Annotated in this window: 18 protein-coding genes and 1 tRNA gene; 12 read left to right on the forward strand and 7 right to left on the reverse strand. The window is 63.3% G+C overall.

Annotation, left to right across the window (positions count from 1 at the left end; all coding sequences use genetic code 11):
- Positions 1-292: 292 nt before the first annotated feature.
- The gene (locus tag C493_RS22640) at positions 293-874 is read right to left on the reverse strand and encodes a hypothetical protein (protein ID WP_152421136.1); all 582 of its coding nucleotides are present in this window, start codon (positions 872-874) and stop codon (positions 293-295) included.
- A 247-nt stretch (positions 875-1,121) separates the two neighbouring features.
- Here C493_RS22640 and C493_RS22645 point away from each other — a divergent pair, with 247 nt between their 5' ends.
- Positions 1,122-1,331, forward strand: a complete 210-nt coding sequence (locus C493_RS22645; RefSeq protein ID WP_152421137.1) for a hypothetical protein — start codon at positions 1,122-1,124, stop codon at positions 1,329-1,331.
- A 473-nt stretch (positions 1,332-1,804) separates the two neighbouring features.
- Here C493_RS22645 and C493_RS10095 read toward each other — a convergent pair whose 3' ends face one another.
- A complete protein-coding gene (locus C493_RS10095) occupies positions 1,805-2,674 on the reverse strand; it encodes a sulfurtransferase (protein WP_007259325.1) in 870 nt (289 codons plus the stop codon).
- Between the two features lie 283 nt (positions 2,675-2,957).
- Between C493_RS10095 and C493_RS10100 the strand changes: the two genes are divergently transcribed.
- Complete coding sequence (locus C493_RS10100) at positions 2,958-3,758, forward strand: sulfurtransferase (RefSeq protein WP_007259326.1); 801 nt, start codon at positions 2,958-2,960, stop codon at positions 3,756-3,758.
- Positions 3,759-3,813: 55 nt separating this feature from the next.
- Here the strand turns inward: C493_RS10100 and C493_RS10105 are convergent, their stop codons facing one another.
- Both C493_RS10105 and C493_RS10110 read right to left on the reverse strand, forming a co-directional pair.
- Positions 3,814-5,253, reverse strand: coding sequence for a dihydrolipoyl dehydrogenase (locus C493_RS10105; protein ID WP_007259327.1), 1,440 nt, complete (start codon positions 5,251-5,253; stop codon positions 3,814-3,816).
- Between the two features lie 79 nt (positions 5,254-5,332).
- The gene (locus C493_RS10110) at positions 5,333-5,581 is read right to left on the reverse strand and encodes a type II toxin-antitoxin system HicB family antitoxin (RefSeq protein WP_007259328.1); all 249 of its coding nucleotides are present in this window, start codon (positions 5,579-5,581) and stop codon (positions 5,333-5,335) included.
- A gap of 108 nt (positions 5,582-5,689) precedes the next feature.
- Here C493_RS10110 and C493_RS10115 point away from each other — a divergent pair, with 108 nt between their 5' ends.
- Both C493_RS10115 and C493_RS10120 read left to right on the forward strand, forming a co-directional pair.
- The gene (locus C493_RS10115) at positions 5,690-7,087 is read left to right on the forward strand and encodes a signal recognition particle protein Srp54 (RefSeq protein WP_007259329.1); all 1,398 of its coding nucleotides are present in this window, start codon (positions 5,690-5,692) and stop codon (positions 7,085-7,087) included.
- Between the two features lie 161 nt (positions 7,088-7,248).
- The gene (locus C493_RS10120) at positions 7,249-8,217 is read left to right on the forward strand and encodes a hypothetical protein (RefSeq protein ID WP_007259330.1); all 969 of its coding nucleotides are present in this window, start codon (positions 7,249-7,251) and stop codon (positions 8,215-8,217) included.
- Between the two features lie 182 nt (positions 8,218-8,399).
- On the opposite strand, the gene C493_RS10125 is transcribed toward C493_RS10120, so the two are convergent.
- Positions 8,400-8,813 (reverse strand): RNA-binding domain-containing protein, encoded by a 414-nt coding sequence (locus C493_RS10125; protein WP_007259331.1) that lies wholly within the window; start codon positions 8,811-8,813, stop codon positions 8,400-8,402.
- Positions 8,810-9,433, reverse strand: a complete 624-nt coding sequence (locus tag C493_RS10130; RefSeq protein ID WP_007259332.1) for an AAA family ATPase — start codon at positions 9,431-9,433, stop codon at positions 8,810-8,812. The genes C493_RS10125 and C493_RS10130 overlap by 4 nt, the downstream gene beginning before the upstream one ends.
- A 366-nt stretch (positions 9,434-9,799) precedes the next feature.
- Here C493_RS10130 and C493_RS10135 point away from each other — a divergent pair, with 366 nt between their 5' ends.
- From C493_RS10135 to C493_RS10150, 4 genes are all read left to right on the forward strand, one after another.
- Entirely contained in the window at positions 9,800-10,174 is a 375-nt protein-coding gene (locus C493_RS10135) for a hypothetical protein (protein WP_007259333.1), read from the forward strand.
- A 313-nt stretch (positions 10,175-10,487) separates the two neighbouring features.
- A tRNA-Arg gene (locus C493_RS10140) sits at positions 10,488-10,562 on the forward strand.
- A gap of 192 nt (positions 10,563-10,754) precedes the next feature.
- On the forward strand, positions 10,755-11,555 hold the full coding sequence (locus tag C493_RS10145; RefSeq protein ID WP_152421138.1) for a hypothetical protein: 801 nt from the start codon (positions 10,755-10,757) through the stop codon (positions 11,553-11,555).
- A 477-nt stretch (positions 11,556-12,032) separates the two neighbouring features.
- Positions 12,033-13,250 carry a C45 family autoproteolytic acyltransferase/hydolase gene (locus C493_RS10150; RefSeq protein ID WP_007259335.1) on the forward strand — a complete coding sequence of 406 codons (1,218 nt, stop codon included), beginning with the start codon at positions 12,033-12,035 and terminating at the stop codon, positions 13,248-13,250.
- 142 nt (positions 13,251-13,392) lie between these two features.
- Here the strand turns inward: C493_RS10150 and C493_RS10155 are convergent, their stop codons facing one another.
- Complete coding sequence (locus tag C493_RS10155) at positions 13,393-14,481, reverse strand: glutamate-cysteine ligase family protein (RefSeq protein ID WP_007259336.1); 1,089 nt, start codon at positions 14,479-14,481, stop codon at positions 13,393-13,395.
- Positions 14,482-14,945: 464 nt separating this feature from the next.
- Here C493_RS10155 and C493_RS10160 point away from each other — a divergent pair, with 464 nt between their 5' ends.
- The 4 genes from C493_RS10160 (at position 14,946) to C493_RS10175 (ending at position 17,759) form a co-directional block, all read left to right on the forward strand.
- On the forward strand, positions 14,946-15,572 hold the full coding sequence (locus C493_RS10160) for an NAD(P)/FAD-dependent oxidoreductase (protein ID WP_007259337.1): 627 nt from the start codon (positions 14,946-14,948) through the stop codon (positions 15,570-15,572).
- 105 nt (positions 15,573-15,677) lie between these two features.
- The gene (locus C493_RS10165) at positions 15,678-16,295 is read left to right on the forward strand and encodes a VOC family protein (RefSeq protein WP_049889284.1); all 618 of its coding nucleotides are present in this window, start codon (positions 15,678-15,680) and stop codon (positions 16,293-16,295) included.
- The gene (locus tag C493_RS10170; protein ID WP_007259339.1) at positions 16,295-16,996 is read left to right on the forward strand and encodes an alpha/beta hydrolase; all 702 of its coding nucleotides are present in this window, start codon (positions 16,295-16,297) and stop codon (positions 16,994-16,996) included. Before C493_RS10165 ends, C493_RS10170 begins: the two co-directional genes overlap by 1 nt.
- A 229-nt stretch (positions 16,997-17,225) precedes the next feature.
- Positions 17,226-17,759: a hypothetical protein gene (locus tag C493_RS10175; RefSeq protein ID WP_049889291.1), complete on the forward strand. Its 534-nt coding sequence runs from the start codon at positions 17,226-17,228 to the stop codon at positions 17,757-17,759.
- Positions 17,760-17,765: the final 6 nt, after the last annotated feature.

Here is a 17,765-nt window from a genome sequence, read left to right on the forward strand (position 1 = left end):
AGACCCTTCCGTTGAGGAAACGGTCGGCGAACTCGAAGCGCCGAACGAACGTCTAGAGCAGTTCGTATCGAACTGTCGGGGCTCGTGACGACCTGGAAGGTGAATCCAGCCCGACTAAGCTCAAGCGGGTGATTCCACTCTCACTGAATTTCCAGACGGGAGTTCGGTCCCAACTCGATCTGAAAACGTCTGTACTGCCTGCTGCGCGCTTTGGATATCTGGTGAAAGTTCACTGAGCTGATGCCCAGCAAATCTCTGATCTCTTAGATCGGTACGGCTAGCATGGGGACGGTTAGTCGCCGATCGCTTCGACCGAGACGGTCTCTGGAGACGTGTCTATCTCATACTCGTCCGCAAACTCTTGACTGACGATCCATTCGTTTTCATCGAGATCCGATTTATCCTCCTGTTCAGTAGCTGCTTCTTGAGCGAATGGCGAGGGCAGGGAGGGGCGGTGCTCGTTGATAAGATCTATCAGGAAACTAGTTGGGTTGGGAATACACTGCGGGATGACCACGTAAGGCTGGGGCATAAAGGGAGGGACGCTGTACAGATCGATCTCACATCCGGACCAGCCCAATCGGTCGAGTGTTTCATACGCGAAACAACCCGCGCTGCCGACGACACAGCCTTTAGCTGCCACGCTGCCTGCCGGGGTCGGAATCAGAAGACACATTCCGGCTGCTGCGTAGCAGATATCGTCGCCGTCGAACGTTTTGACGTGGGTTACTCCAGGAACCGAGGACTGTGGTTCGACCTGTTCGTCCGAAGCGGTTGCCGAGCCACTAACTGCCGGCGTCGCAATGGCAGCGCCTCCAACAATACCCATGCTTTTCAATACGCTTCGCCTGTTATTGTCAAACTCATCGGACATTGAAGTTAGATTTTCATTCTGTGAATAATATAAATCTTTACCTGTATTATAAATCTAATGTATATACACAAATAATGAAGTTTAAGATATATAGTGTAATGAAGAATTTTGATTTTTGCCCGGTAGTATAAGTACCCTCTATACTGATCACTCCAATCTAATTAATAATAATTATTATTTATAATAGAAATAAAATAGCCAATTATGGATGAAAATTTATATTGTGGTTGAGGGATAAATTCGGACTATGAGCGTTGTAGAAGCTGTTTTAGACACAGATATTACTGAAGGAAAAGCGAAAAGTTACAGGAATAGCTTCACCGTTGCCCTCGTCGCTACGTTCGTCGTTCTGTCGTATCAGTACTGGATTGTTGGAAGCCTTGCAATTGAAACGTTAGGTGTGTTCTTTTCTACAGCCCTCACGTTCGTCGCATCACAATATATCTACGACCGCTAATACCGACCAGTTGTGGTGGCCGATCGGCTGAGTCCAGAAGAATTGAACCATCCAAACGCTGGATCTGGCCGACGCCCAACCGACACCACAGAACAGATCCAAGGTCACTGGATGATCGCCGAGGCCACACGTCAGATCCTCACGTGGCTGTGGCGGGATTCTCTTCAATTTTCAGGATTGCAAGACGGTCGCGTTCGCTTTCTTGAGGCATCCTATTGGTCGCCGCTCCGCTACGACGCAGCCTCCTGCACTCCGTTTAGTCGTCGGCCTCGCCCTGCTCCATGGCTCACTTCGTTCGCCGTTCCGCTACGAGGCCTCGTTTCACTCGGCTTCGCCTTTCTCCGCAGGTCGCTTGCGCTCCCCGTTCCGATACGAAGCTTCCGCTTTCGCTACGCTCAATTGTCGGCTTCGCCCTGCACCACGGGTCGGCTACGCCTCCCCGCTCCACTACGAAGCCGACTCAATCACTCCGTTCAGTCGTCGGCTTCGCCTTTCTCTATCGGCGCGTTGACCAAATTGCCCCACTCGGTCCAGGAGCCGTCGTAGTTGACGGTGTCCTCGTAGCCGAGCAGTTCGTGCAGCGCGAACCACGCAACCGACGATCGCTCGCCGATGCGGCAGTAGGCGACGGTCGTCTCGTTGCCGTCGATCCCCTCCTCGCCGTAGAGTTCCTCGAGTTCCTCGCGCGTCTTGAACGTCCCGTCGTCGTTGGTGACGGCGGCCCACGAAATGTTCTTCGCGCCGGGAATGTGGCCGCCGCGCTGGGCGGTCTCCTGGAGTCCCGGCGGGGCAAGAATCTCGCCTTTGAACTCCTCGGGCGAGCGAACGTCGACCAGCGGCACGCCGCGGTCGATCGCGTTCTCGACATCCTCGCGGTAGGCGCGGATGCTCTCGCGCGGGCCGGCGGCGTCGTACTCGACGTCCGAGAACTCCGGCACTTCGTCCGTCGTGGGGTAGTCGTTCTCGAGCCAGTAGCTCCGTGCGCCGTCGAGCAGGTAGACGTCCTCGTGACCGTAGTACTTGAACTGCCAGTAGGCGTAGGCGGCGAACCAGTTGGCGTTGTCGCCGTAGAGGACGACCGTCGAGTCCTCGCTGATGCCGTGGGAGCCGAGCAGGTCTTCGAAATCTTCCTTCGAAAGGATGTCGCGGGTCGTCTGATCCTGAAGCTGGGTCTCCCAGTTGAATCCGATCGCACCCGGTGCATGTTCGTCCTCGTAGGCCTCCGTGTCGACGTCGACCTCCACCAGTCGGAGGTCGGCGTCGTCGTCCTGGAACTCCTCGAGTCGGTCTTCGACCCAATCGGCGCTGACGAGTACGTCGTTGGCGTAGTCTGCGTCTGCCATACTCGTTCGAAGGTCCCCCGGACTCATAGTGGCTCTCGAAGCGGACAATTCGGACAGTGGTCGACCGTGTCGGACACTGTTGCCGCTACCTGAAACGCCCGTTTTCGGCAGAAGAAGCGGTGCGCGCCTACTGCCAGCATGATATAGTCACGGCCGTCGTATGTCGGGTGTCGCCGTCGCGTCGAATCCCCATCTGGCGGTAATACTTGCTACTACCTCGGTACCACGGGGAGCGCTGCCGGGACCGGTGTGTACTCGAGTGCCTGCCCGAAATGATCGATCGATGGACGAATCCGTCGTCGTCAGCCCGGACTGGCTCGCCGCGCGACTCGAGGATCCGCAGGTACGCATCGTCGACGTCAGGGACGCCTGGGAGTACGACGGCATCGGTCACGTTCCCGGCGCCGTCAGCGTGCCCTTCGAAAGCTACCGCGACGAGAGCGACGTCGATCGCGGAACGCTGCCGGGTGTCGACGCCTTCGCCGAGTTGCTCACCGAGGCCGGCGTTTCGCCGTCGGACACGGTGGTCGCCTACGACGACATGCACGGCGTCTTCGCCGCCCGATTCGTGCTGACGGCCCTCGAGTACGGTCACGACGACGTTCGGCTGCTCGACGGCGACTACAGCGCCTGGAGCCGGGAACACGAGACCACGAGCGACGAACCAGCGATCGAACCGACCGACTACGAGGCCGACCCGCTTTCGCGCGATGAGAGTCCGCTGGTCGGCTTCGACGCCGTCGCAGAGGCCCTCGAGCGCGACGCCATCTTCGTCGACACCCGCGAGACCCACGAGTTCGAGGAGGCGCGTCTCCCGGGGGCCGTCCGCTTCGACTGGCGCGAGGTCGTCGATGACGAGACGCGGCGGCTGAAACCCGAAGCCGAACTCGAGGAGTTGCTGGCCGACCACGGCATCACGCGCGACCGCGAGGTCGTCCTCTACTGCAATACGGCCCGGCGGATCAGCCACACCTACGTCGTCCTGCGGGCGCTGGGCTACGAGGACGTCGCCTTCTACGAGGGGAGTTTGACGGAGTGGATGGCGAACGACGGCGAGGTAGTAAGCGGCGAGGTCGACGACTGAACGCAGTGGGGGCGACCGCACGTACAGACGTTGCGTCGGCGAGTGTGCCGTCTCGCTACAGGCTCGTCTCCGACCAATCCGGCGCCGTCGAGAACGCACTCGAGGACAGTTCGCTGAACGCCGTGTAGACGGCCTCCGAGAGCGCCGGGTGGACGTGGACCGACTCGGCGACGTCTTCGACCCGTCCGTCGGCTCGGTCCATCGCGACGACGACCTCCTGAATCAGCGTCGACGCCTGCGGTCCCGCGATGTGACAGCCGAGAATCTCGCCGTCGGGCGCCGCCAGCGCCTTCACGAGACCGTCGTCGACGTCCATAATCATCCCCAGCGGCGCGGTATCGAAGGGGATCGTCGCCGACTCGTACTCGAGCCCGTTCTCCTCGAGTTCGGCTTCCGTCCGCCCGACGCTCGCGACCTGCGGCTCGGTGAAGATGGCGTGGGGCATCGCCGCGTAGTCGGCTTCTCTGTTTGCATCCTCGAGGACGTTCGCCGAGACGATTTCCGCCTCGTAGTCGGCCGCGTGTTTGTACGGCTCCCGGCCGACGATATCGCCGAGCGCCCAGACCCCGTCGACGGTCGTCTCGAGCGTCTCGTCGACGACGAGGTGATCTTCGTCGTCCGTCTCGATACCCGTCTCGTCGAGGTTCAGCGTATCCGTATTGGGTCGGCGGCCGGTCGCCAGCAGGAGGTCGTCGGCCTCGATTTCGACCGGGTCGTCGCCGCCCTCGCCGTCGCTCGGCTCCGCGGTGACGACCACGCCGGCTCCGGCTTCCACGACCGACGCCGCCTCGTATCCCGCGTGGACGTCGGCGTAGCGCTCGAGCGACCGCGTGATGACTTCGCTGATCTCGTCGTCCTCTCGAGGGACCAGTTGCTCGCTGCGACCGATCATCGAGACCTCGGTGCCCAGCGCGGCGAAGAAGTAGCCCAGTTCGGCACCGATGTAGCCGCCGCCGACGACGACCAGCGAGTCGGGTCGCTCGTCCAGATAGAGGGCGTCGTCGCTCGTCAGGAAATCGGTGGTATCGAGGCCGTCGATCGGCGGAACCATCGGCCGACTCCCGACCGCGACGACGATCGTCTCGGCACGGAGTTCGACGGTGTCGCCGTCGTTCAGATCGACCTCGAGCGCTCGATCGTCGACGAATCGGCCTTCGCCGTCGTACAGCGTCAGGTGCTCCGTCTCCTCGAGGCTCTCTGCTTGTCGCTCGGCCTTCTCGTAGACCGCCTCGCGAATCGCGTCCGTGAACTCGCCGTAGTCGACGGCCTCGAGGTCGACGGTTGCCGGAATGCCGAACTCGCCGGCTCGCCGGACCTCCTCGGCGAGGTCCGCACGGTGGATGAGCGCCTTCGAGGGGATACAGCCCCGCGTGATGCAGGCGCCGCCGAGCGGTCCGCGCTCGATGACGGCCGCCTCGAGTCCGCGTTCGGCCGCGGCGGTCGCGACCTGATTCCCCGATCCGCCGCCGATAACGATGACGTCGTATTCGTCCATGGCTGGGTCTCACCACGGGCAAACCCGTAAAACGGGAGCGTGCTGTGGCCGGTCTCGGACGGACGACGAGACGAGACGCTCAGAGCCAGTCGTCGCCGGGGTCGTCGTCGGTCGCCTCGCGGTACGACCGGACCGCTTCGGCGAGATTTCGGAGAGCGTCCTCGGGCGTCGGTCCCTGACTCGAGACGCCGGTCACCTCGTCGTCGGCGATGTGAAGGCCGTGCTCGTTTTCGCGCATGGTGACGTCGGCGTCCTCGAGGGCGTCGTACTGGTCGGGATCGACGTCGACGTCGTCGACTGCGTTCCCATCCGGATCGTCTGCGCTCATGGGAGGGCGTTGGCCGGGTCGAGTGAAATACGCATCGACGGCGGCCTCGATCTGTCGGGCAACGGTGTAGAAAAAGCCTTTAACGACGTCGCCCCGTAGAAGTGGCAAATGGTACTCGACGATCTCGGGAGTTCTCTGCGGGGAACCCTCGACAAGCTCCGCGGGAAGTCCCGCATCAGCGAGGAGGACATCGAGGAGATCGTCAAGGAGATCCAGCGCTCCTTGCTCTCCGCCGACGTCGACGTCTCGCTCGTGATGGAGCTGTCGGACAACATCAAAGAGCGCGCCCTGGAAGAGGAACCGCCCGCGGGGACGCCGGCGCGGGATTTCGTCCTCCGCATCGTCTACGAGGAACTGGTCGGTCTCATCGGCGACTCGACGGAGTTGCCCCTCGAAGAACAGACCATCCTGCTCGCCGGCCTGCAGGGTTCGGGGAAGACGACCTCGTCGGCCAAGATGGCCTGGTGGTTCTCGACGAAGGGACTGCGCCCGGCGGTCATCCAGACCGACACCTTCCGACCCGGCGCCTACCAGCAGGCAAAGGAGATGTGTGAACGCGCGGAGGTCGACTTCTACGGCAACCCGGACAACGACGACCCCGTCGAAATCGCTCGAAACGGACTCGAGGAGACCAGCGACGCCGACGTTCACATCGTGGACACGGCGGGTCGCCACGCGCTCGAGGACGACCTGATCGACGAAATCGAAGACATCGAGGGCGTCGTCCAGCCCGATACTTCCTTGCTCGTCCTGGACGCGGCGATCGGGCAGGGCGCGAAAGACCAGGCCCAGCAGTTCGACGAGTCCATCGGCATCGACGGCGTCGTCATCACGAAGATCGACGGGACGGCGAAAGGTGGCGGCGCGCTGACGGCCGTCGACCAGACCGATTCGTCGATCGCCTTCCTCGGGACCGGCGAAGAGGTCCAGGACATCGAACGCTTCGAGCCCGACGGCTTCATTTCCCGGCTGCTGGGGATGGGCGACCTCGGCCAGCTCGCCGAACGCGTCGAGCGCGCGATGGAACAGACCCAGGTCGAAGAGGACGACTGGGATCCCGAGGACATGCTCCAGGGCTCGTTTACCCTCCACGACATGCAAAAGCAGATGGAGGCGATGAACAACATGGGGCCGCTCGATCAGGTCATGGACATGATCCCCGGCTTCGGCGGCGGGATCAAAGACCAGCTCCCCGACGATGCGATGGACGTCACACAGGATCGCATGCGGAAGTTCTCGGTCATCATGGACTCGATGACCGAGGCCGAAAAGGAGTATCCGAAGGCCATCGGCGCCAGTCAGATCGAACGCATCGCCCGCGGCTCGGGCACCAGCGAAGAGGACGTCCGCGAACTGCTCCAGCAGTACAAGATGATGGAAAAGACCATCAAGCAGTTCCAGGGGATGGGCTCGGACAAGGAGATGCAGCGCATGATGAAACAGATGCAACAGCAAGGCGGCGGTGGCGGCGGTGGCGGAATGGGCGGCATGGGGCCGTTCGGCTGAGGCTGATCGCACTCCCAAGTGCCGACTGTTCTCTCCTCTCGGCGACTCGAGGGGCCCACGTCGTCTCGTCCAGTTCGGTCTGATTCTCGTTTTCGGGTACGACAGCCAACGTACACGATGCCAGTACGTTCATGACCTTCTAGACGTATCCTCCGGTATCGATGAACCGTCGGCAGTATCTCATTCGAACCGGCGCCGGCGCTAGTGCGGTCGCGTCGACCGCCCTTGCTGGCTGTCTCGGGAGCGTCACCGGTGGCGACGAAACCGTCTCTGTCGCGAACCGAACCGGCGACCGCGAACTCTCGCGCGCGATCGGCGACCTGAACGACGCCGCCCTCGCGTTGCTCGTCGACGACGACCTCGAGGATCCCGCCGACCTCGAGTTCGATCCCGACGATCCGCTGGCCAGTATCGACAGCGCACGCGAGCGCCTCGAGACCGCCGCGACCGAACTCGACGACCGAGACGACGACGTTTCGCTCCTCCGAACGTACGCCGACGTCCTCGAGCGACTGGTCGCGGTGACCGAGACGGTTACCGACGACACGCTCGAGTCGGACATCGACGCTGTCTTCGCGGCGATCGACGGCGATGGCGATCTCGAGTCCGCGTCCGCGACGCTCGACGAGCGGATCGACGAACTCGACGGTGCACAGGAAAACCACGACGAGGCAGCGGCGGACGTTCGAGACTTCGACGACGATTTCGAGGAGCTCGTTCGAATCGATCGCGCGGAACTCGAGGACGGCGTCGAAGCGCTCGGGGACGTCCTGTCCCCGCTCGTCACCCTCGGTGACGGCCTCGACGCGATGCTCGAGGGCTACGATGCGCTCGAGCGCGGCCGAGACGCCCTCGAAAACGAGGCGTTCGACGACGCCGAAGACGAGTTCGACGCGGCCGAATCGGCCTTCTCGACGTCGGGTGAGACGCTCGAGTCCGAACCGGAGCCCCCGTCCGGACTCGCGGACACGTTCGCGGAGACGCGCTGTCGGAGCGGCCACCTGGCGACGGCCGCCGCGGAATTTGGCGATAGCGCGGCCGCGGCCGCGGACGGGGACGTCATCACCGCGGCGAACCACCGGTCGAACGCCGAGGACGCACTCGAGGACGCGCGCAACTGTTCGCGGTAACACCACCGTTCTGCCGAACTTGGTCGAGCGTTCGAATCCGACAGGGTCGCTCGAGTGCGCTCCGCGGCGGCGATCGCGTTTGTTCCCTCCTCGAGTCGCTACTACGAGCTCTCGCCACGGTGGGTGTTCGATGTACTACGGCCGTCGACTCGACGGCGAAAATTCGCTGCGGTCGCTCCCGCTCAGCTCTCGACCGGCCGCCCGTCTTCCGTCGGCGGCGCGATGTGGTCGACGTACTCCTCGACGGTCGGTTCTTCGACGCGGACGCGGACGCTGATCTCGCCGAGTTCGTCCGGTTCGCCCACCGAGAAGTTCACGCGGTCCTCGAAGGCCGCCTGCTTCTTTAGCGCGAAGGTGAACGTATCGTCCTCGCGGTTCGCGAAGAACTCGCCGCGGGCCGTATCGAGGATCTCCTGGCGGTGGAGCAGTTCGGAGAAGTGATCCATCGAGTGAGCCTCGGCGTGAATCTCGCCGAAGGACTCCTCGAGGTCGGCGTTGGGGAAGATGTTCGCGACGGCGTCGGCGACGCGACTGGTGACCTCGGTGTCGTAGACGGGCGCCGTCACCTCGACGTCGACGCGGTAGATGTCGGTCATCGGTCTGTCTCCGCGTTCGACGCCGAGCCCGGTTTAGGTTCCGATTCCGGGTCGGTTCCGTCCGCAGCGTCGGCCGTCCCGTCGCGGATGACGGCCTCGATGCGGTCGTGAAACGCCTCGAGCGTGTCGGTGTTCTCGACGACGACGTCGGCGCGGTCCATCGCGTCGTCCATCCCGAACCCGCGCTCGCGTTCGTCCCTGGCGGCCAGTCCCTCGCCGCCCTCGTCCGCCCCGACGTCCCGGCCGCGGTCGTCGATCCGCTCGGCCCGGACCTCGAAGGGCGCCTCGATGCTGACCAGCGTAAAGGCCTCGCCGAAGCGCTCCTCGAAGACGTCGACCTCGGTTCCCGAGCGCAGCCCGTCGACCAGGACGGTGTCGTGATTCTCGAGGCGGTCTTCGATCATCGGCAGCGAGCGCTCGGCGATCGCCGTCGGCCCGTTCTCGTCGCGCAGCGCCTGTGCGACGTCGCCGTGATCTTTCGTCGGATCGAGTCCGCGGTCGGCCGTCTCCTGGCGGACGACGTCGCCCATCGTCACCACGGGGATGGCGTGTTCGCGCGCGACGGTTGCGGCCTCGCCCTTCCCGCTGCCGGGCAGTCCCACCGTTCCGATGACGTGCATCGGGCGAACGTATCGGCGAGACGGGCATAAGCGCTGTGTTCGGTCGCGAGCAAACGCGGCCCGTTCGCCGATCGAAGCGGAACGGTTGCAGCACGCGAAACGTCGGTAGGTCCGTTCTAACGGCCAGTATTCGAGATTCAGCGTGGTTTCAGCATCGTCGACGTGATCGTTCCGCGCGCAGACACCGTGCTTAGTTCTCGGGTAGCACCCAGGGGCCCGTCGATTGTCGAGTACAAAACGGCGCTCGATTTCGCAATCGTCTCCGCCGACCGCGTTAACAGCACGCAATCCATTCGAATTCGGACTAACCGTCGAAACGGACTGTCGTCGTTATTTACCACTCGGTCGTCGCCTCGAACGCACGCTATGACAGCACCAAAACTCGACCGACGGCGGTTTACGGCTGCGCTCGGCACTGGACTGGTTGCTGCGATCGCCGGCTGTGCGGACGACGACGATGAAGAAGACGACGGCCCCGCGGACGAAAACGGGGACGAAAACGGCCTCGAGAACGGCGACGACGACGAAAACGGCCTCGAGGACGACGAAGACGACGAAAACGGCCTCGAGGACGACGAAGATGACGAAAACGGCCTCGAGGACGACGACGAAGATGACGAAAACGGCCTCGAGGACGACGACGAAGATGACGAAAACGGCCTCGAGGACGACGACGAAGATGACGAAAACGGCCTCGAGAACGGCGACGAAGACGACGATCTGATGGACGACGCGCTGTAACGGATCGACTGTTACGTCCGCCACCGTCTGGCCCTCTTTTTCGACCCCTCGAACGGCCGTCTACGCTGCTCAACGAATAGCCTCGAGTCCCGGTCTCGGCGACGAACGCCGCGATCGCTGTAACTGTCCAGACCTGTGCGTTTCAGACGGGACGAGATGACGCAACGGTCGCTCTGGTTTCTGGTCGTCGCCGTCCGGTCGCGATCCGGATGACCCACCGACTGCCGTTCGTAACGGCGCTATCCCGTTTCCACGGGTAACTGGGAAGTAAATCCACACTGTTTATGCCAATCCGTCGTGGATTCGTACTCGAGGGCGCGTAGCTCAGTCCGGATAGAGCGTCGGACTTCTAATCCGACGGTCGTGGGTTCGAATCCCATCGCGCCCGTGCAACGAGTCGCGTAGCGACGAGTGAACCGGCACGTGGGATTCGAACGAGGCGGCGGCGAGCGATAGCGAGCCGACGACGTGGTTCAACTTCTACCGAGACATCGCGCTGTCACGATTGCCCCGTGAGCGACAGCAGAGCAACACGATCGTTCCGTTCACAAGACCTAACTTACAGAAATATGGTTATTGTATGCAACGCCGAACACTGGTTGCGCTCGTCGGGACGGGAATGTACGCTGCACTGGCAGGGGGTTCCACCGACGGAAACGAGGCGGCTACAAAGGGGAACGAGACGGCTGATGACGGGAGCGACGCTTCGAACGGTAGAGACGACAGTGGGACCGACATCGAGTACCGAAACGCCGACGAACTGTCGTCTCTCAAATCGATTCGAAACGATACGGACCGCCACGGTGCAGTCACACACTCCTTCTCCGGGAGCGGCGATACGGTAACCGAAACGGCCGAACTGGACGCCGGAGTGATGATCGCGATTTTCGACCACGAGGGAGACGGCGATCTCCGGGTCGAACGGATCGACAGTGACGGTCGAATCTCTGGTGGGATCATCACTAGCGGGATTCAGCCCGATAGGGGCGCCGTGGCGGTCCCGACTGGCGGTGGCGAGTACGGGCTCGAGGTGACCACTGACGGCGAGTGGTCGGTCGAACTCGTCCAGCCCGAACCGTCCGTTGTCGACCACTCGCCGGCCGAGGCCAGTGGCGAGGGGTTCGACGTCCTTGGTCCGGTCGGAATCGAAGGCGAAACTACAATCCAGGTCGCGGGCGAAGTTCGACCCGATGGAGACAACTTTCGAAACATCCAGGTCCTCGATCAGGACGCAACGGCCATAGCAGACACGGAACCCGTGACTCAGGGCCACGGCGACTTCGACCACGAGGTAACGATCAACCAGACCGGAGACCCCGTCGACGGAACCGTCTGGATTTCCGTCGAAGTCGACGGCGAGTGGTCGATCGAGATCGAGTGAGTTGCTCGTGTGACTACTCCCACGAGTTCAGTCGTGGGCTTTCTCCTCGAATCTCTGTACTCCGTTCTAAAATTGCCCTCGCTTCGTCCACCGCAAATCCCTTTCCGGATCACGACTCGAGTCTCGAACGTGATTGGATTTTGGAATCGAGACACTATCGTACTGGCACCGTGATTCACCCTCGGATGACTCCCATCGATTCCCCTACCGGTGAACTAATTACTGTTGATGATTTTAACTACTGTGTCGGCAGAGCCGGAAACGGCACCACATGGGGAAAGGGGGGTAGAACCGATCATCGCGACACGCGACGATCACCGATCCCCGCTGCCGACGTGCGTACACCCACACAGCAATCGCACGTCACCGGCGTCACGACGCCGTCGATGGGGGTCGACGCGTCGGACGTCGGTGTTCCACCACGGAACAAGACAATTCAGGCCCGCGATACACTTGTGTAGAGTCCGTGGTCCAGGTATGGATGATACAGCCGTCGAGTCGGCCGCATACACCGATTTGCGGACGGACGTCGACTCGTTTGCCGACCACGCACGCCACCGCGCCGAAACCGAACGCGAGGTCGTCGAGTGGGCCATGGACGAACTCGAGACGCTGATCGACGAGCGCGACGTCGACCTCGAGCCCCTGCTCGAGTACGGCCGACGAAGTCGAGAGAGTCTGCCGGATCGCCATCGACGGGCCTACGAGGCGATGGCCGAGGTGTTCGACGTCGACCCCGAGGTCTACGACGTCTACGTCTTCGCCTACTCGGAGCTCTGCGAGGAACTGGCCGAAGGCGAGGGACGCTCCGAGAAACACCCCAAGGGCTGTACGAACGCGCTCGTTTCGACGCCGAAGGCCGAGACGGCGAGCGTCGACGGCGGTGACAATAACCGTGTCAGCGACGCCGATACCGGCGGCCCGATGGTGCTCAAGAACCGCGACATCGCGGGCCGAGGCCTCCGCCCGAAGTCGATCGTCGAGCAGCCGGCGTTCGAGGACACCTACGGAATCCTGACGGTCGACACCTGCGGGACGATTTCGATGTTCAAAGGCGTCAACGACCAGGGATTGGTCGCCGCCAACACGTTCATCGACAGCGAGCGTGCGGACGTCGACCCCGAAAACCAGCTTCGAAACGGGACGGTCATCCGGATGATTCTGGAGGAGTGTTCGACCGTCGGCGAGGCTCGAACGCTGCTCGAGTCCTATCCGACTCGACAGCTCTGCGGACAGACGCTGTTCCTCGCGGACGCGACCGACGCCGTCTTGCTCGAGGTCGATCCCGTCGCCGAACGCATCACCGTCGACGACGACCAGGTCGTTACCCGAACCAATCACTTCGTCCACGCTCGTTCCACACAGACCGAGAGTTCGACGAAGCGACGCCAGCGCGCCCTCGAGCTACTCGAGGGGGACCATCGACTGGACCGAGACGATCTCTGGCGATTCGCACAGGATCACGAGAACGGCCCCGGCGACGACTCGATCTGTCGCCATCCCGAGCCGGACGTCGGCGAGCACGCCTTCGGGCAGCTAACGACCGCGAGCACGGCTATCTTCGAAGGCGGTTCGGCTACGGTCGACCTCGGGATGGGCAACCCCTGCGAGACCGAACGAACCCGCTGTCGGTTCGGCGAGGAGATTCCGATGGATCTGCGTACCGGCGACCGCTGGCTCGATCGCCTCCACTGAGTTGGCGTTGAGAATTGCGTCGGCTCGAAGTGTGCGGCATCTACGAAGCTATCGCCAGTTCGAAACTGTGTTCGGTCAGCTGACGGTGTACACAAGACCTGAACCCGATACGACTCACACGAACGGAGTCGTCTCCAGAGGCTCAAACCGTCGACGACGGCGCGGGACGCTGTGCGACCTCGGCCTCGAGGCCGCGCGCAGCCTCGAGACGGAGGCGTTTCGCGTCGCGTTTCGAGAGTCGATCGTCGGGTAACTGATTTGCCAGCGGCTCGTATTCCGACGGCGAGAACCCGAGCGTTCGCAGGTAGTTCGTGACCCGCGAGTCGTCGACGCCGTTGTAGACCGCCGCGTCGGTCGCCGATTCGACGGCGTCGAACGAGGGAAGCGAAAGCGTGTCCTCGACAGTTGCAACCGATCCATCGTCGATAGTAGTTCCGCGTGCGTCGGCGTAGGTGACGAGCGAACGAACCGCTTCGGCAAGTTGCAAGATCTGACTCGGCAGCGCCGCATCGGGCGAGCGCCACTCGACGGTCGGCATGGCTTTCCGGAGCCTGACGGGCGTCCAGACGGCGTCGTAGGGGTCGAATTCGTCGTCGAACGCGTCGGGGTCGATACCGCGCTCGAGTGCGCGCTCGCGGAAGCACCGGTAGGCGCCCTCGAGGTGCGTCTCCCACTCGTCGACGCTGTCGACGTACGGCCAGAGCTGTCCCTGATCGGGGCAGGTCTCGTAGCACGAGCGGCGGTAGAGAAACGGCCGTGCGCACTCGAGGATGTGCTCGCCGCGGTAGTGCGAGGAACTGTTGACGAGCGCGAAAGCGGGGTCGAGGGCGGTGAGCGTGTTGAGCTGGTCGACGACGTTGGACTGCTCGAAGTGAATGTGCGTTCCCGCACAGACGCGCGCGTCGTCGAACGCGGGGCCGACGATCCGTCGCTGGAGGTCGGTACTGTCCTTGTCGCGATACGGAATCTCCGCCGGTGCGGCGGATAGCGGCGTCGCCAGCGGGACCAGGTGTTTGTCCCGGTCGCGGGCTTCGTCGACCGCCTGTTCGACGAGCGTGAAAAACTCCTCGCGGAGCTCCGCCATCGACGAACACGGCGTCGTTTTGATCTCGAGCATCGGCTCGACGAACTCCGGATCGAACTGCTCGGAGACGTCGAGCAGTGAGTCGGGTGCGACCAGGTCACCATCGTCGTCGATGACCCAGTACTCTACCTCGAGGCTTGTGTTCATGGATATCTCCGTTGGATTGCAGGTGTAGGCCCTCGAGCGAACCGTCACCGGGCCGTGGCTAGTGATCGATACCGGGTACGGGGACGTCCTCGGTCGCGGACGAGGCCGCGATCGGCCGCAACCGCGGGGCGGCGACTGTCCCGGCGGCACCCGGTCGCTCTCCTGTATCGAATTAGTTAGGTCGAGCCACCCGAAGCCATTGAGCCTGCATGCGCCAGCCGGAAAGTCCGCGTTACAGCGACTCTAGGACAGGTATACTGACGTTCCACGTTCTCTGGAAGTCAGCCTGAAAGAACTATCTACGATGGTTCACTAGTGGGATATTGCACCATCTTCGCCCGCGGTTCCGAGCCGTACTCGAGCCGACATCCCGCGGCCGCAGATGGACCGGTAACACGCGTGTCACGTGGTTGTCCTGAGGTTTCTGCGGGGTTCATACGTCTGCGGTAACATTGTGTAACTACATGAGCGACGATACGACTGCAGACGAACGCGAAGACGAACTGAACGCCTCGGTACTCGTCGTCGGCGGCGGTCCCGCCGGCCTGAGCGCCGCGCTGTTCGCCGAAAAGAACGGCCTCGAAACGACGGTGTTCGACACCGACGAGACGTGGATGCACAAGGCCCACCTGTTCAACTATCTCGGAATCGGCTCGGTCGGCGGCAGCGAGTTTATGGCCACCGCGCGCCAGCAGGTCGACGACTTCGGCGCCGACCGCCACCAGGGCGAGGCGGTTACCGCAGTCGAGGAGAACGGCGACGGATTCACCGTCGAAACGGAAGACGACTCCTACGAGGCCGACTACGTCGTCCTCGCGACGGGCGCGAACCGCGACATCGCCGAGGATCTCGGCTGTGAATTCACCGACGAGGACGTCGTCGACGTCGACGTCGACATGGAGACCAGCGTCGAGGGCGTCTACGCGACCGGCGCGATGGTCCGTCCCGAAGAGTGGCAGGCCGCCATCGCCGTCGGCGACGGCGCCGCCGCGGCGCTGAACATCCTCTCGAACGAGAAAGGCGAGTACTACCACGACTTCGACGTCCCCGCCGACGCCGAGCGCATCTTCGGCGAGGAACTCGCGGAGTAACCCGCGAGGAGCCACGCAGCGACGACGGACGACCGACGACCGGTCGCCAACCCGTACCGCAACTCGATCCACCGACCACACATACCCACCAACCACGTCCCACCCATGTCCGACGACTCCCAACCGCCGGTTACGCCAGCACCGCCCGACAGTCCGGTCCACATGTCTGGAACCGACCACATCACCATCTGGGGGAGCAACGCCGAGGACACGATCGCGTTCTACCGCGACCTCCTCGGAATGCCCCTCGTCCTCCGGCAGCCGAATCTCGACGATCCCTCGCAGACCCACCTGTTCTTCGATACGGGCGACGGGCGGATCCTCACGTTTTTCGTAAGCGACGACCGCCCCTCCGCGAAGGGACAGCGCGGCGGCGTCGGCGCCGTCCATCACCTCTGTTTCAGCGTCGATCCCGACGAGTACGAGGACACGATGGACGCACTCGAGGAGGCCGGCCACCGCTACAACGTCTTCGATCGGGGGATCTTCCACTCGATCTACACCCACGACAACAACGGACTCGTGATCGAACTCTCGACGGACAAGTACGAGATTCCGGACGACCGCCGCGGCGAGGTGCTGGCGAAGGCCCAGGAACTTCGCGAGGACGACGGCGCCGAGTACGCCAAGGACGAACACCTCCGCGGCGCGATCGAAGCGCTCGGCCTCGAGGTCGTCGAACACGACCTCCCCGAGGCCAGCGCGGGGACCGGTGGCCTCTGATGGGCGGCGAAGGCGGAGACGACGGAGACGGCGGAGTCACCCTCGACTACGACGTCGACGGTCCCCACCAGGACCAGCCGCTCGCGACCGCCGGAACCGACCTCGAGGACGCGACGGCTGCCGTCGTCCTCACCCACGGCCGCGGCGCAACCGCCCAGAGCATGCTCCAGCTAGCCCGAGAGGTCCACCACGACGGCGTCGTCTTCCTCGCGCCACAGGCCGCACGCCGGACGTGGTATCCGAACTCCTTTCTCGCGCCCGTCGAGCAAAACGAGCCCGGCCGCACCTCGGGGCTGCGAGCCATCGCCGACGCGGTCGGCCGAGCGACCGACAGCGGGATTCCGCTCGAGCGAGTCGCGTTCGTCGGCTTCTCCCAGGGCGCCTGCCTCGCCAGCGAGTTCGTCGGCCGCAATCCGCGCCGGTACGGCGGGCTGGCCGCCCTGAGCGGCGGCCTCATCGGCGACTCGGTCGATCCCGAGGACTACCTCGATGACGGCGCCGATCTCGAGGGAACGCCCGTCTTCCTCGGCTGCAGCGACGTCGATCCACACATTCCCGAGGAGCGCGTCCACGAAACCGCCGACGTCCTCGAGGCGATGAACGGCGACGTCACCGAGCGCCTCTACGAGGGGATGGGCCACGGCGTCAACGAGGACGAACTCGCGTTCGTCTCGGAGCTGGTCGCTGCGCTCGTCGACTGAGACGGTCTGCCGTTCCGATGTACCGGTGCAACCGCGGATCGTTCTGCGGTTGCACCGTCAATGACGGTCAGTAGTCCGTATAAGACGGCCGCTCTCTCGCCTCGATTCCCGACACGGCCGCGACCCGAGAGCGACGCGTCAGCAACTCCGTCTGACTCCGTATCAGTGCGACCGACACTCCTGCTCGAGCGAACGGCGACTTATTTCGCTCTGCCACGTAGTGGCGACGATGAGCCCTCACGGAACGGATCGACGCGCGGTTCTCGCGGGCGTCGCCGGCGCGCTCGCGACGCTTCCCCTCGCGGGGTGTCTGGACGGCGACGAAGACGACGAACCGGAGGAACCCGGCGTCGACGCCGCCGAGTACGTCGAGGGAGACACCGACCCCGGCTCGTGGGCGGACGTCGACGAGATCCGCTTCGACGGCTGGGTCGGCGGCTGGGTCGGCGTCGAACCGGCGGCCATCGACCGCGTCGAAAACCCGTCGCTCGTGCTCGTCGAGGGGCGGGAGTACGAACTCACGTGGGAGAACATGGACGGCGTCCACCACAACGTCGCCCTCTGGGACGAAGACGAGGAGGTCGTCGACGGCTACTCGACCGACGGCAACGAAATCGTCGGCGAAGTGGAGACGCTCGTGTTCGAGGCGACCGCCGAGATGGACACGTATCGATGCGAGTACCAACAGGCAGGGCAGGTCGGCGACGTGATTCTCGTCGACGAATCCGACGTCGCCGACGATCCCGGTTCAGAGACGGATTGAAGATAG

Source organism: Natronolimnohabitans innermongolicus JCM 12255 (assembly GCF_000337215.1).
Taxonomy (GTDB): domain Archaea; phylum Halobacteriota; class Halobacteria; order Halobacteriales; family Natrialbaceae; genus Natronolimnohabitans; species Natronolimnohabitans innermongolicus.

Excerpts from the sequence above, each read along its gene's own strand:
- C493_RS22640 (WP_152421136.1), bottom strand. The coding sequence starts at position 874 with ATGTCCGATGAGTTTGACAATAACAGGCGAAGCGTATTGAAAAGCATG.
- C493_RS10120 (WP_007259330.1), top strand. The coding sequence starts at position 7,249 with ATGAACCGTCGGCAGTATCTCATTCGAACCGGCGCCGGCGCTAGTGCG.
- C493_RS10135 (WP_007259333.1), top strand. The coding sequence starts at position 9,800 with ATGACAGCACCAAAACTCGACCGACGGCGGTTTACGGCTGCGCTCGGC.
- C493_RS22645 (WP_152421137.1), top strand. The coding sequence starts at position 1,122 with ATGAGCGTTGTAGAAGCTGTTTTAGACACAGATATTACTGAAGGAAAA.
- C493_RS10115 (WP_007259329.1), top strand. The coding sequence starts at position 5,690 with ATGGTACTCGACGATCTCGGGAGTTCTCTGCGGGGAACCCTCGACAAG.
- C493_RS10150 (WP_007259335.1), top strand. The coding sequence starts at position 12,033 with ATGGATGATACAGCCGTCGAGTCGGCCGCATACACCGATTTGCGGACG.
- C493_RS10100 (WP_007259326.1), top strand. The coding sequence starts at position 2,958 with ATGGACGAATCCGTCGTCGTCAGCCCGGACTGGCTCGCCGCGCGACTC.
- C493_RS10125 (WP_007259331.1), bottom strand. The coding sequence starts at position 8,813 with ATGACCGACATCTACCGCGTCGACGTCGAGGTGACGGCGCCCGTCTAC.
- C493_RS10175 (WP_049889291.1), top strand. The coding sequence starts at position 17,226 with ATGAGCCCTCACGGAACGGATCGACGCGCGGTTCTCGCGGGCGTCGCC.
- C493_RS10155 (WP_007259336.1), bottom strand. The coding sequence starts at position 14,481 with ATGAACACAAGCCTCGAGGTAGAGTACTGGGTCATCGACGACGATGGT.
- C493_RS10145 (WP_152421138.1), top strand. The coding sequence starts at position 10,755 with ATGCAACGCCGAACACTGGTTGCGCTCGTCGGGACGGGAATGTACGCT.
- C493_RS10130 (WP_007259332.1), bottom strand. The coding sequence starts at position 9,433 with ATGCACGTCATCGGAACGGTGGGACTGCCCGGCAGCGGGAAGGGCGAG.
- C493_RS10110 (WP_007259328.1), bottom strand. The coding sequence starts at position 5,581 with ATGAGCGCAGACGATCCGGATGGGAACGCAGTCGACGACGTCGACGTC.
- C493_RS10105 (WP_007259327.1), bottom strand. The coding sequence starts at position 5,253 with ATGGACGAATACGACGTCATCGTTATCGGCGGCGGATCGGGGAATCAG.
- C493_RS10095 (WP_007259325.1), bottom strand. The coding sequence starts at position 2,674 with ATGGCAGACGCAGACTACGCCAACGACGTACTCGTCAGCGCCGATTGG.
- C493_RS10170 (WP_007259339.1), top strand. The coding sequence starts at position 16,295 with ATGGGCGGCGAAGGCGGAGACGACGGAGACGGCGGAGTCACCCTCGAC.
- C493_RS10165 (WP_049889284.1), top strand. The coding sequence starts at position 15,678 with ATGTCCGACGACTCCCAACCGCCGGTTACGCCAGCACCGCCCGACAGT.
- C493_RS10160 (WP_007259337.1), top strand. The coding sequence starts at position 14,946 with ATGAGCGACGATACGACTGCAGACGAACGCGAAGACGAACTGAACGCC.